This is a genomic window from Tepidimicrobium xylanilyticum (assembly GCF_900106765.1).
In the GTDB taxonomy this organism is placed as follows: domain Bacteria; phylum Bacillota; class Clostridia; order Tissierellales; family Tepidimicrobiaceae; genus Tepidimicrobium; species Tepidimicrobium xylanilyticum.
In genome coordinates this window covers 174,757-187,430 of sequence record NZ_FNNG01000005.1, presented here as the reverse complement: position 1 = coordinate 187,430, position 12,674 = coordinate 174,757, and the positions used below count along the sequence as shown (strand labels likewise).

Below are 12,674 nucleotides of genomic sequence, written 5' to 3'. Positions count from 1 at the left end.
CTGGACCGTGTCTCAGTTCCAGTGTGGCCGTTCACCCTCTCAGGCCGGCTACCCATCGTCGCCTTGGTAAGCCGTTACCTCACCAACTAGCTAATGGGACGCGAGGCCATCTCCTACCGCTATATCGCTTTAACCTAAAGATCATGCGATCCTTAAGTGTCATAGGGTATTAATCCCAGTTTCCCGAGGCTATCCCCTTGTAGGAGGTAGGTTCCTCACGCGTTACTCACCCGTCCGCCGCTAGGTGATTTATGTCTTCATCCCGAAGGAATCCGTCATAAATCCCTCGCTCGACTTGCATGTGTTAGGCACGCCGCCAGCGTTCGTCCTGAGCCAGGATCAAACTCTCATTTAAAAGTTTCCTTGACTCTCTTTTACTCAAAGTACTCACGCTATTAAATTTAAAAGGTTCACATAGTCAGCTTTTATACTATAACAGAACTTTTATATTCTGTCAATAATTATTTATTTGCTAATAATCACCAATTAGCAATCTAAATTTTATTCTAGTAAAACTACAGCCGACAAGTATATATATTATACCCTTTTTAAAATAAAGTCAACCCTTTTTTGTAATTTTTTTAGTTCTTTTTTAAGTTTAATTAAATCTTCCATATATATATCTTTTAAATCTCTATTATATATTATGGCAGCCGGGTGATATAACGGAAATATCTTGTAATTTCTATTATTTATTTCCTTCTCCATTAACTTCCCGTGGACTTCTCCTATTTTTATATCATTCTTAAATATTAACCTTAAAGGTGTGTTGCCTAGGGTTACAATTATTTTAGGCATTATTATGCTTATTTCTTCGTATATATAATCTCTAAAGTCGTCTATCTCCTTAACTGTTGGTGTTCTATTGGATATTCTATTAGTCCTTGCGTTTATTTTAGTAGGTCTATACTTAACTGAATTAGTTATATATACATCTTCCCTTTTAATATTTAATACATCTAAAAATTCTTGAAAGTGTTTGCCAGCTTGCCCTACAAAAGGCTTTCCTATTTCTATCTCCTTCCCTCCCGGTGCTTCTCCAAGAAGCATTATGGTACTATTTAAATTCCCATCTCCTATAATTATCTTTTCATTAGGATAATTTTTCTTAATCTTTTCGTTTAAAACCTTTATTCTATCTTTCTTCATTTCCTCTCCTCTCCAACTGGAACTTATACTTCATTATACTTTTCTCTAATCTTTTTAAAATCCTCCCAGGCCTCTTTCTTTTTGTTTTCATCCCTAAGCAAGGCAGCAGGATGATAGGTAGCAATAATATGATATTTCCCCCTATTAATCCAAATACCTCTCTCCTTTGTTATCTTAAAATTTTCATCTATAATGTTTCTTGCTGCTACTGCACCTAAACAGACTATGATAGTAGGGTCTATTATTTTAACCTGCCATCTTAAAAATTCTATACAAATATCGCTTTCGCTTTCCAAAGGGTTTCTATTGTTTGGAGGCCTGCATTTTACTATATTGGCTATGTAAACCTCTTCTCTCTTTAAATCTATAGCTTCAATCATCCTATCAAGAAGCTGACCTGCTCTTCCCACAAAGGGCCTTCCCATCCTATCCTCATTAAAACCTGGACCTTCTCCTACGAACATCAACTTAGCTCTTGGATTTCCTTCTCCGAAAACCACATTTGTCCTGCTTTTAGATAAAGGGCATCTATAACAGCTTTTAACTATTCTTTGGAGTTCATCTAAGGTATACATAAGTATTCCCCCTATATGATTTATCCATACAGAATTTCAATATTTAAAATATATGTAAACTTCTTTCAAATCCAATTCTATCAAAATATTGTAAAAAAGTCTCAAAAAATATTAATGAGTCAAAGGTAGCCTTTGACTCATTAATTGCTATTCTTGGTCTATGGGTTTCATAGTTGGGAATAATATTACATCCCTAATAGTTGGTTGATTTGTCAGTAAAATAACCAATCTATCAACACCTATCCCTAATCCTCCAGTTGGTGGAAGCCCTACCTCTAAGGCATTTACAAAATCCAAATCCATCATATGGGCTTCTTGGTCTCCAGCTTCCCTCTGTCTTAATTGTTCCAAAAATCTTTCTTTCTGGTCTATGGGATCATTTAGCTCGCTAAAAGCATTTGCTATTTCCCATGTATTTATAAAGGCTTCAAATCTATTGGTTAGTCTCGGATCTTCAGGATTTCTCTTTGCTAGTGGAGATATTTCTACAGGGTGATGGGTTACAAAAGTGGGCTGAATTAAATATTGTTCACAGAATTCTTCGAAAAATTCGCTAATTATATGGCCTCTCTTCATATTGGGTTCAACTTCTAGTCCTTTTGCTTTTGCTATTTCTATTGCTTCTTCGTCTGTGTTAATTTCATTAAAATCAACCCCTACATATTCCTTTATAGCATCTATCATGGTAAGTCTTCTCCAAGGTGGAGTGAAGTCTATTTCCTTACCTTGATAATTGATTTTCATTGTGCCTAATGCCTTTTCTGCCACATAGGATATTAGCTCTTCAGTAAGCTTCATCATGTCTTCATAATCAGCATAAGCTTGATATAATTCTATGCTTGTATATTCTGGATTATGTTTATAACTCATACCCTCATTTCTAAACATTCTGCCCATCTCATATACCTTTTCAAATCCCCCAACTATAAGTCTTTTTAAATATAGCTCATTGGCAATTCTTAAATACATATCTATATCTAATGTATTATGATGAGTAATGAAAGGTCTGGCATTTGCTCCACCAGCAATAGTATTTAAAATAGGCGTTTCTACCTCAAGGAAGTCTCTCTCATCCAAATATTCTCTTATAGCTTTAATTATCTTTGACCTTAAAACAAAAGTTTCCTTTACTTCAGGATTTACTATTAAGTCTACATACCTTTGCCTATATCTTAAATCTTGGTCTTTTAAACCATGGAATTTCTCAGGTAAAATCTGTAAGGATTTAGTTAATAAAGTTAACTCTCTAGCTCTTATAGAGATCTCACCTGTTTTAGTCTTGAAAACCTCACCTTTAACGCCAATAATATCTCCTAAATCCAAAAGATTCAATTTATTATAGGCCTCTTCTCCTAATACATCCATTTTAGCAAAAATCTGAATCCTACCTTTGCTATCCTGTAAATCCATAAAACAAACCTTTCCATGGCCTCTTCGGGACATAATTCTACCTGCAACTGAAACCGTTTCCTCTTCTAGCTGATCAAAATTGTCTTTAATGGTTTTGCTATGATGGGTATAATCGTATTTCTCTATAAGAAAAGGATTTTCTCCCATCTCTACTAGTTGTTTTAATTTTTCCCTTCTAATTTTGAGCATATCATTAATGTTTTCTTCTGTTCCTGGCATGTAAAATTAACCTCCTCCTATCTGGTAATGCTTATAATTTGATACTTTATGAATCCATCAGGTACACGCACATCTACAATATCATCTTTTTTCTTCCCCAATAATGCCTTTCCAACAGGGGATTCATTCGATATCTTTCCTTCATAAGGATCTGCTTCTGCCGAACCTACTATAGTATATTCCATTTCTTCATCGTATTCTAAATCCTTAACTAAAACTTTTGAACCTACGGTTACTATATCTGTGGAAATATCCTCATCATCTATTAGTTTAGCATTTCTAAGTATCATTTCCAACTTAGCTATTCTTTCTTCCAACTGAGCCTGTTCATTCTTTACCTGGTCATATTCTGAATTTTCGCTTATATCTCCAAAAGCCAAAGCATGCTTGATCTTATCTGCAATTTCTCTTCTTTTCACAGTTTTTAATTCTTCTAATTCATTTTCAAGTTTTTTTAATCCTTCATATGTTAAAAATATATCCCTTTCAGCCATATAACTCTCTCCTTTTATTAACTATTATTAAATATTTTGGCCTACATGCCCTTTGAAACGGATTCAAAATTATTTTCCATATATATGGAGACTATTATAGTCAAGGAAAAGATTATTGTCAAGAGCTAGAACTTCCTCTTTTTCCTAATTCCATAGTCTATAAAACTATCAATGCTATATATTTTATCTCCAATGGATAACCCAACAAACTCCTGAAAGTTCAAAGAATTAAAATTAAATTGCTCATAAACATGAGAAGGTATTGGTGAATTTATAAACCTATTTCCCATTATGTTTAAATGATCTGCCTTAAACATGAAGTTGTCTATACAAAATATTGAATTTTTGCTAACCAATTGCTTTTTTATGCCCTTCTCAATGCTGAAATCAAATATTATAACACTTTTTCTTAACTTATCTACATTTAAATCATAATTATCTTTAAGGTTAATAATTATAGGATAGTTTGTCAATATCTTATTTATTTTTTTAGAATAAAAAATGGATAAACCAGTCTTTTCCAATATATAGCTAGACATATCATCTATGACATCATCATAGTCACCAGCTATAGTTATAAATCCGACAATCTTATATAATGATTCTATAATTTCTTTTGTTAAATTCTCCTCATCTCCTATTATAAGGACTTCCATCTGTTTTAAGTCCTCTTCTAATCCCTCATACATCCTTTTTAATACCGCAGGTAAAAATAATATGAGTACCTTAAATCCATTTATAACCTTTAAATGGGTGTTTTTTTCAATGAACTGGAGATCCTTTAAACTAAACAAGCTTAAATCTTCAAATATTATATTATTAGTATTATAGTCTTTTAATTTATCTATGGCTTTAATTACTTCTTCTAACAATTTATCTCCTTCCATAAAGGAACTATTAAGAATAATTCCACAGACCTTTCCAATAGCTTCGCCATTGTTATCCTTTATATATTCTAATACCTTTGCCTTTTTATGGGGAATAAATTTTTGGGGAATTAGCTTTATTAAACCTCTATTAATATAGTCATAATAAGCTTTCTCCCCTAATACATATATAAATTGTATAAAGACACCTCCTCTATATGATATTGTAATGTATTATATGAGTACTAGAGGAGAAGTATAACTAGTTGTTGGCAATGCCATCCAGCTCCCATAAGTAGTTTAACAATGTTTCTTCTAGTTTTTCTTTGTCTGTTATTGCATTTATCTCATTTTTAACTCTATTAGAGTTTTTTAGACCTTTCAAATACCATGCTATATGTTTTCTCATCTCTCTTACTCCAATTCCTTCACCTTTCATATTGCATATTACTGTCAAATGCTTAATTGCCATATGAATAATATCCTCATATGAAGGTTTATTATCTTCTTTCCCTTCTAATAATAGATTTATCCTCTTAAAAATCCAAGGATTCCCTAAAGCACCTCTGCCAACAGCGACTCCATCACATCCGGTATATTTCATCATGTTGATTGCATCTTCTGGTTCAAATATATCTCCATTACCAATAACGGGAATACTTAAACTTTCCTTCATTCTCTTTATAAAACTCCAATCGGCATCCCCAGAATAAAACATATCCCTAGTTCTAGCATGGATAATTATAGCAGATATGCCTTCTTCTTCAGCTATTTTGCCAATTTCAATTCCATTTATATTGTCTTTATCCCAACCCATCCTTATCTTCAAAGTTACGGGTTTGTTGGAAACTTTAACTACCTCCCTTAATATTTCCCTCACTAATAATGGATTTTTAAGTAGTCTTGCCCCATCTCCATTTTTTACTGTTTTGGGAGCAGGACAACCCATGTTGATATCCAGTATATCTATATCTTCCCTCATGTTAATATGTTTTTCAACCACTTCTCTCATTATATTGGGATCAGAACCAAAAATTTGTACAGCAATAGGCCTTTCCTTTGGCTCTACATCTGCCAATATTGCTGTTTTCCTATCTCCATAGTATAATCCTTTACTGCTTACCATTTCAGAGATTACTAAACCTGCCCCCATTTCTTTACATATTACCCTAAAGACCTTATCGGTAACTCCTGCCATTGGTGCTAAAATTAAATTGTTTTTCAGTTCTATATTCCCTATTTTCATCTTATCACCTTTAAGAACATGAGTATTAGAAAAAGTAGCCTAAAGGCTACTTGTTCCTTTCATATATTATACGAAGCCCTTCCAGTGTCAGCAGCTTATCAATCTTGTTTATATATCTACTTTCACTGGCAATTAAAGAGGAAAATCCTCCTGTACCTACTATGGTTCTAACCTCTCCTTCATCTTTTAGTTCTTCAATCATTCCCTCTATAATATAATCTACTAATCCAATATAGCCATAGACCAAACCCGATTGGATGCTATTTACTGTATTCTTCGCGATTACCGTCTTAGGTTTAATTAATTCGACCTTTGGTAGTTTAGCAGTTCGTAAAAATAAAGCTTCGCTAGATATTTTAATCCCTGGAGCTATTGCTCCACCTAAATATTCGCCATCCTTAGAAATTGCACAAAAGGTTATTGCTGTCCCAAAATCCACTATTATCAATGGTCCTCCATACTTTTCATAACCTGCTACCGCGTTTACAATTCTATCTGCCCCAACTTCTTTTGGATTATCATATTTTATATTCATTCCCGTTTTAACTCCAGGTCCTACAATGATAGGCTCACAATTGAAGTACTTTATACTCATAGCAGACAAAGTATGCATTAATGTAGGGACAACTGAAGAAATAATTACATCTTTTACATCCTTAAGACAAAGACCATGATATTTAAATATTTGCTCAAATAATAGCCCATATTCATCAGAGGTCTTATCTTTATAGGTGGCAATTCTCCAGTCGTATAACAACTTTTTACCCTTATACACTCCAAGTACTATATTTGTATTGCCCACATCTATAACTAATAACATGTTTCCACATCCAATCTATCTCCTTCTATTTAGTGCAGCTACAACATTGGTAACTACTATTACAGCAATAATCGTCTCTGGTATTCCATTAGCAATTCCTATGCCTAAAATGACTTTCCTAGCCATTTCAGAACTTTGGCCCAGCTTTTCAACAAATTGTTCGCCATAGAGATAGTATATAGCTGAAAGAACTCCTACTGTATTGGTTAAGGTACCTAAAGCCGCTGATAGTATTATATCAATAGCCTTATCCTTTAGATTTTTATGGGTATAAATAGCTATTATTACCGTTAATATTATAAGCAGCATATTAATTACAATTGACCATATGCTTGTAAATTCTTTAATACTAACATATAAACCATAGCTTAAGTATAATAAAAGCATTATCCAGATGATATCTAATAACCATAAAGATTTTCTCTTACCTATATCCTTTGATAATTTATAAACGTAATAGGATACTATTCCAATTAAAACTCTGGGCAGAACTGATACTACTGGATTTAAAAATACAAAGGATACGGGTGTTGGGTTGGTAATAGCTTTAAAAATGCTAAAAAACCCAAATATAAGGCCTATTAGCCCACCGACTAAAGGTCCTTCCATTATAGCCCCAATAATTACAGGTATATGCATTATTGTGGCACTTGTAGGTCCTACAGGAATAAACCCTAGACCAGGTATAGCTCCTAACACTATAGATACACTTGCTAATAGGCCTACAACCATCATCTTTCTGATGGTCAATTCTTTAACTGCCTTTTTCATATTCATCCCTCCGATCCAGTTCCCTTTGGATACCAGTCGTATTTTTATATTACCCTTATTTTGTCTGGCTCCCTTAGATGCCAGCAAGGTACACATTAATTATAATTTTAATAATTTATAATTTCAACCTTTTTTGTAATTATACCCTGTAAATATTTGTTTAAAAACAAGCTAGTCGATTTATACTTAACCTCCAAAGAAATTCAACAATAATCCTGCTGCAATTGCTGAACCTATTACTCCTGCTACATTTGGTCCCATAGCATGCATTAGTAAAAAGTTCCTTGGATTGGCTTCTTGACCTACTTTTTGGGATACTCTTGCTGCCATTGGTACTGCTGATACCCCCGCTGAACCTATTAATGGATTTACCTTTCCTCCAGTGGCTTTACACATTATCTTTCCAAATAGTATTCCTCCTGCTGTTCCTATACTAAAGGCTACTAACCCCAGAATTATTATCTTTATAGTTTCCCATTGCAAGAATATATCCGCATTGGCTGTGGCTCCTACTGTTAGCCCTAAGAATATGGTTACTATGTTCATTAGTTCATTTTGAACTGTTTTGGATAACCTTTCTACTACTCCACATTCCCTAAATAGGTTTCCTAGCATTAGCATCCCTACTAAGGGGCCTGCCGAAGGTAGTAGTAGGGTTACAAGTACGGTTATCATTATTGGGAATATTATCTTTTCTTTTTGGGACACAGGTCTAAGCTGTTCCATTACTATTTTTCTTTCTTCTTCTGTGGTTAAGGCCTTCATTATTGGCGGTTGAATTATTGGTACTAAGGCCATGTAGGAATATGCTGCTACTGCTATCGGCCCCAGTAAGTGAGGAGCTAATCTACTTGTTAGGTATAATGCTGTTGGTCCGTCTGCTCCTCCTATTATCCCAATGCTGGCTGCTTCTGGCCCTGTAAAACCCAGTAGTATTGCTCCTATAAAGGTCATGAATATTCCAATTTGAGCTGCTGCTCCTAGAAGGATACTTTTAGGGTTAGCTATTAATGGTCCAAAGTCGGTCATGGCTCCTACTCCTAAAAATATTAATGGTGGATATATGCCTAGTTTTACTCCTTGGTATAGGTAGTACAACAGTCCTCCTAATTCTTTGGTTTGGGGTCCTAGTTTTCCTGTGGTAGGATTTTCTACTATTTCTACTACAGGTTCTGCCATCATACCTGCTAAGGGAAGGTTCGCTAGTAGCATTCCAAAGGCTATCGGTACTAAAAGTAGTGGTTCGAACTCTTTTTTTATTGCTAAATATAGTAATATAAAGGATATTAATATCATTATTCCATGTTTTATGGTGAGGCTGGCAAATCCTGTGCTATGTAAAAAAATCCCCCAATATGTCTATAAGCATATATTAACCCTTCCTTTCGATTATGTTTATTTTATTATTATTAGCTTGTCTCCAGTGTTTACTGATGCTCCTTGGGTAGTAACAACTTTTATTACTTTCCCATTTCTCGGTGCTAGAATTTCGTTTTCCATCTTCATGGCTTCAAGGATTGCTAGTATTTGTCCTTCTTCTACCATATCTCCTTCTTTTACATTTATGCTAAGTATGGTTCCTGGCATTGGGGCTTCGACTACTTCTTCCCCTTCTTGTACTGTTATTTCTTTTTCTACTTTTAGTTCTTCAGATTTTAGTGGTGCTGTTGGTTGTACTGCTGGTTCTGAGGTTGGTTTTAATATCGGTTGAATATTTTTTTGTGGTGTTGAGCTGGCGTCTTCTTTTATTTCTTCTACTTCAACTTCGTATTGGTTCCCGTTTACTTTTATTAAGAATTTTCTCATTTTATTACCTCCTATTTTATAATCTATTGGTTATTTGTTCTTTTCTTCCTGCTTCTGACCATGCAGGACTTAAAGTATTGATCCTTCTTATGGTTTTAATCCTTATTTGAGGAATTGCTACTCCTAAGCTTGATGCTATTGCTGCTGCTATTACAGCTACTAGTTCTTTATCGTCTGCTTCTTTTGGTGGTGTTCCTTCAACTTCTTTTATTTGCACAATTTCTTTATTTTCTAAGCCTTGCTCTTTTTCCTTCTCTTCTTTCCCATTTAATACTATTTTCAATATGTTTATTATATAGGCTATGGCTAGTAAAGCTATGAATACCACTACCATGCTGAATAGGGTTATCATTAAGCTATCTTTTAAGCTTACTATATCTCCCAACTTTTATCACCTCTTTTATACTGGTATATTACCGTGCTTCTTTTTAGGATTAGTTTCTCTTTTACTTTCTAGCATGTCAAAGGCTGAGATTAGTCTAGGCCTTGTTGTGCTTGGTACTATTACATCGTCTACGAATCCCCTTTCTGCAGCTATGTAGGGGTTAGCTACTGTGTCTCTATATTCTTTTATCTTTTGTTGTCTAGTTTCTATTGGGTTTTCGGATTCTGCTATGTCGTGTTTGAATATTATATTTGCTGCTCCCTCTGGTCCCATCACTGCTATTTCTGCTGTTGGCCATGCTAGTACTTGATCTGCTCCTAAATCTTTACTACACATGGCTAGATAGGCTCCTCCATAGGCTTTTCTTATTATTAGGGTTACTTTAGGTACTGTGGCTTCGCTATAAGCATATAGCATTTTGGCACCGTGCCTTATTATTCCCCCGTATTCTTGGTCTGTGCCTGGTAAAAAGCCTGGTACATCTACTAGGTTTAACAAGGGGATATTGAAGGCATCACAGGTTCTTATGAATCGAGCTGCTTTGTCTGATGCATTTATATCTAAGCATCCTGCTAATATTCTTGGTTGATTTGCTACAACTCCTATAGTTTTCCCATTTAGCCTTATATATCCCGTTATTATGTTTTGGGCATAGTAGGGTTGGATTTCGAAGAATTGATTGTCGTCTGCTATCAGCTCGATTACCTCCTTCATCTCATAGGGTTTATTTGGGTTTAAGGGTACTATTTCGTCTAATCTTTCTTCTATTCTGTTTATATCGTCTTTTGTTTCATAGATTGGTGAAGTTTCCAGATTGTTTGATGGAAGATAGCTTAGTAGAATTCTTATTCTTTTTATTGCTTGTTCTTCTGTTTCGTCCATGAAATGAGCTACTCCTGAAATTCTATTGTGGGTATTGGCTCCTCCCAGTTCTTCTTGGGTTACATCTTCTCCTGTTACCGTCTTTATTACTTGAGGACCTGTTATAAACATTCTGCTTATTCCATCTACCATGAATATGAAATCGGTTAAAGCTGGGGAATATACTGCTCCTCCAGCACACGGTCCTAGTATTACGCTGATTTGGGGTATTACTCCTGAGGCCATGGTATTTCTATAGAATATCTTTCCATAGCCTGACAAGGCGTCTACTCCTTCTTGAATTCTAGCTCCCCCTGAGTCATTGAATCCTATTATAGGTGCCCCCATCTTTAGAGCCATCTCTTGTATTTTGCATATTTTATTTGCATGCATTTCTCCCAACGATCCACCTAGTACAGTAAAATCCTGAGCATAAACGAATACCAGCCTTCCATCTACAGTCCCATATCCTGTCACTACTCCATCAGATGGTGCTTCAGTCTCTTCCATTCCAAAGTTTGTGCATCTATGTTTTACAAAGGCATCTATTTCTATGAAGCTTCCTTCATCTAATAGCAGATTGATTCTTTCTCTTGCAGTTAACTTGCCGCTTTCATGTTGTTTTTGAATTCTTTTTTCTCCTCCACCAAGTTCTATTTTCTTCTTGGTTTCAAGGAGTTGTTGAATTTTTTCCTTCATTTTTGCCCTCCTTTTAGTTTTCTTCTCTTTCACATAGTTCTATTAATACTCCAAAAGTAGACTTTGGATGTAAAAAGGCAATTTTAGCTCCACCAGCACCATACCTTGGTTTTTCATCTATTAATCTAATTCCTTTTTCCTTTAATTCCCCTATGGCTTTATCAATATCATCTACTCTATAAGCAATGTGCTGAATACCTTCTCCTCTTTTTTCTATAAATTTAGCTATAGGCCCATCTTCTTCAGTAGATTCCAATAGTTCTATTTCAGTATCTCCAATAGGCAGAAAGGCTACCTTTACCTTTTGCTCTTCAACTACCTCAGTGCCTACACTTTTAATTCCCAATACCTCTTCGTAAAATTTTAGTGTTTCATCTAAATTCTTTACTGCTATACCTATATGATCTATCTTTTTCACCATATTACCCCTCCCATTCTTTAATAAGACCTAATACCTTATCCCTAGCTGAATAAGGGTCAAGACTTTTTAGTAGGACCTCTTCAGATAAATTATCTAATAAGTTCTCCTCTAAGGCTTTATCCATTATTAAATTCATTAACTCTTCTTCAACTAATTTCACTATCTCTAGCTTAGTATTTCTTTTCCTTCTCCTGAAAAGTTCCCCAGTTTTTTCTAGATAACCCCGATGCTCCATTATTTTATCTAACAATTTATCTATATTTTCATTCTTGCTAGCAGATACCTTCACTACAGGAGGTCTATAATCCCTACTTTCGTTAAGATCTAAATTCATCTCTATCTCCAATTGGGTTTTGTCAGCCCCATCTAAATCTGCCTTATTTATAGCAAATATATCCGCTATCTCCATTATCCCAGCTTTAATAGCCTGTATATCGTCTCCTAAGTTAGGCACCATTACCATTAATACAGTATCTGCAGTTTTTACTATATCTACTTCAGATTGACCTACTCCAACAGTTTCAATGAATATATAGTCTACTCCATATATATCTAAAACCTTCGCTGCACCCCAAGTAGCCTTAGACATTCCTCCTAAGGAACCTCTAGTACCCATACTCCTAATGAAGACTCCCTTATCTAAAGCTAAATCACTCATACGTATTCTATCCCCCAGGATTGCACCACCAGTAAAAGGGCTAGTTGGGTCGATGGCAATTATCCCAATTTTTTTTCCCCTTTTCCTAAGTTCTTTCGTTAGCTTGTCAGTAAGGGTTGATTTGCCGCTTCCAGGAGGGCCAGTAATCCCAATTACATACGCCCTTCCAGTAAATTTATATAATCTTTTTAAGATTTCTATAGCTTCTTGCTCATTGTTTTCCAACATAGTAATGAGTCTAGCGCAAGCTCTTTTATCTCCCTTTAATAGCCTTTCTCCTATATTCAATCAACG

Annotated in this window: 14 protein-coding genes and 1 rRNA gene; all 15 read right to left on the bottom strand. The window is 34.9% G+C overall.

The genetic code is table 11. The features are described from left to right. Nucleotides 1–355: ribosomal RNA gene (locus tag BLV68_RS07505) — 16S ribosomal RNA — on the bottom strand; the annotation flags it as partial. Nucleotides 356–537: 182 nt separating this feature from the next. After that, on the bottom strand, nt 538–1,149 hold the full coding sequence (locus BLV68_RS07500) for a uracil-DNA glycosylase (protein WP_093752435.1): 612 nt from the start codon (nt 1,147–1,149) through the stop codon (nt 538–540). Between the two features lie 23 nt (nt 1,150–1,172). After that, a complete protein-coding gene (locus tag BLV68_RS07495) occupies nt 1,173–1,724 on the bottom strand; it encodes a uracil-DNA glycosylase (protein WP_093752433.1) in 552 nt (183 codons plus the stop codon). A 147-nt stretch (nt 1,725–1,871) separates the two neighbouring features. Beyond that, nucleotides 1,872–3,353: a lysine--tRNA ligase gene (gene lysS / locus BLV68_RS07490; protein WP_093752431.1), complete on the bottom strand. Its 1,482-nt coding sequence runs from the start codon at nt 3,351–3,353 to the stop codon at nt 1,872–1,874. Between the two features lie 17 nt (nt 3,354–3,370). Beyond that, nucleotides 3,371–3,847 (bottom strand): transcription elongation factor GreA, encoded by a 477-nt coding sequence (gene greA, locus BLV68_RS07485; protein WP_093752429.1) that lies wholly within the window; start codon nt 3,845–3,847, stop codon nt 3,371–3,373. Between the two features lie 125 nt (nt 3,848–3,972). Then, nucleotides 3,973–4,719: a hypothetical protein gene (locus BLV68_RS07480; RefSeq protein WP_093752427.1), complete on the bottom strand. Its 747-nt coding sequence runs from the start codon at nt 4,717–4,719 to the stop codon at nt 3,973–3,975. Nucleotides 4,720–4,975: 256 nt separating this feature from the next. Continuing rightward, a complete protein-coding gene (gene dusB / locus BLV68_RS07475) occupies nt 4,976–5,959 on the bottom strand; it encodes a tRNA dihydrouridine synthase DusB (RefSeq protein ID WP_093752425.1) in 984 nt (327 codons plus the stop codon). A 46-nt stretch (nt 5,960–6,005) separates the two neighbouring features. Next, nucleotides 6,006–6,779: a type III pantothenate kinase gene (locus tag BLV68_RS07470; RefSeq protein WP_093752423.1), complete on the bottom strand. Its 774-nt coding sequence runs from the start codon at nt 6,777–6,779 to the stop codon at nt 6,006–6,008. Nucleotides 6,780–6,794: 15 nt separating this feature from the next. Further along, nucleotides 6,795–7,550, bottom strand: a complete 756-nt coding sequence (locus BLV68_RS07465; protein WP_093752421.1) for an ECF transporter S component — start codon at nt 7,548–7,550, stop codon at nt 6,795–6,797. A 186-nt stretch (nt 7,551–7,736) separates the two neighbouring features. Continuing rightward, nucleotides 7,737–8,846, bottom strand: coding sequence for a sodium ion-translocating decarboxylase subunit beta (locus tag BLV68_RS07460; RefSeq protein ID WP_093752419.1), 1,110 nt, complete (start codon nt 8,844–8,846; stop codon nt 7,737–7,739). A gap of 99 nt (nt 8,847–8,945) precedes the next feature. Further along, nucleotides 8,946–9,356, bottom strand: coding sequence for a DUF2118 domain-containing protein (locus BLV68_RS07455; protein ID WP_093752417.1), 411 nt, complete (start codon nt 9,354–9,356; stop codon nt 8,946–8,948). A 16-nt stretch (nt 9,357–9,372) separates the two neighbouring features. Beyond that, a complete protein-coding gene (locus BLV68_RS07450; RefSeq protein WP_093752415.1) occupies nt 9,373–9,741 on the bottom strand; it encodes an OadG family protein in 369 nt (122 codons plus the stop codon). Between the two features lie 15 nt (nt 9,742–9,756). Next, a complete protein-coding gene (locus tag BLV68_RS07445) occupies nt 9,757–11,301 on the bottom strand; it encodes an acyl-CoA carboxylase subunit beta (RefSeq protein WP_093752413.1) in 1,545 nt (514 codons plus the stop codon). Between the two features lie 13 nt (nt 11,302–11,314). Next, nucleotides 11,315–11,722, bottom strand: coding sequence for a methylmalonyl-CoA epimerase (mce, locus tag BLV68_RS07440; protein WP_093752411.1), 408 nt, complete (start codon nt 11,720–11,722; stop codon nt 11,315–11,317). Nucleotide 11,723: 1 nt separating this feature from the next. Continuing rightward, a complete protein-coding gene (gene meaB / locus BLV68_RS07435; protein ID WP_093752409.1) occupies nt 11,724–12,668 on the bottom strand; it encodes a methylmalonyl Co-A mutase-associated GTPase MeaB in 945 nt (314 codons plus the stop codon). Nucleotides 12,669–12,674: the final 6 nt, after the last annotated feature.